Here is an 824-nt window from a genome sequence, read left to right as displayed (position 1 = left end):
GGGGCGTCGCCCAGATCGACGATGCTCTGCACGCTCCATTTGCCGTAGGTCGTGCGGCCCACGATCGTCCCCCGGCCGTGGTCCCGCAGGCAGCCGGCGACGATCTCGCTGGCGCTGGCGCTGTCGCCGTCCACCAGCAGGACCAGCTCCAGGTCGCGGGCCGTCAGCGTGCCGGCGTTGCGGGCCCGGTAGGTCTGCGTCTGCCCGCCGGCGGGGCCGCGGGTGCTCACCAGCGTCCCCTGGTCCACGAACAGGTCCAGCACGTCGACCGCCGCGTCCAGCAGGCCGCCGGGGTTGCCGCGGAGGTCCCAGATCAGCTTCGTCATCCCCCGCCGCCGCAGGGCGGAGACCGCCTCGGTCATCTCGCGGGCGGTCGTCTCCTGGAAGCCGCCCATGCGAATGTAGCCCACGCCGGGCTCGACCATCTCGGCCTTCTCCACGCTGGCGACCTCCACGGTGCGGCGGACGAACCGGCCGGTGCGGGCGACGCCGTCGGCGCCGGTGATCTCCAGCTCCACCGCGCTGAACTCCGGCCCCCGCAGCAGCTTGGCGGCCTCGTCGGTGGAGAGGTCCCGGCAGTCGACCCCGCCCACGGCGCTGATGTACTCCCCGGCCTGCGCCCCGCCCTCCTCGGCCGGGCTGCCGGGCAGGATCTTGCGGAGGAACTGGCCGCGGCCGGGCTCCGCCTCGATCTCGATGCCGATGCCCACGAAGTTCCCCTCGATGTTGCCGTACAGCGCCGCCAGCCCGTCGGGCGACAGGAAGGCGCTGTAGTCGTCCAGGGCGTTGGTCGCCCCGGCGAGGTACTCGAAGATCACGGCGGT

At 73.3% G+C, this 824-nt stretch carries 1 protein-coding gene; it reads right to left on the bottom strand.

The features are described from left to right. Positions 1 to 824 (bottom strand): S41 family peptidase (locus ACG2DA_RS22900; protein WP_395259026.1); only part of this gene is annotated, 824 nt, incomplete at both ends.

The sequence above is a fragment of the Alienimonas sp. DA493 genome (genome assembly GCF_043951915.1).
Lineage (GTDB): Bacteria > Planctomycetota > Planctomycetia > Planctomycetales > Planctomycetaceae > Alienimonas.
Note: the sequence above shows the minus strand (reverse complement) of the source record. Positions and strands in the feature narration are given on the sequence as shown.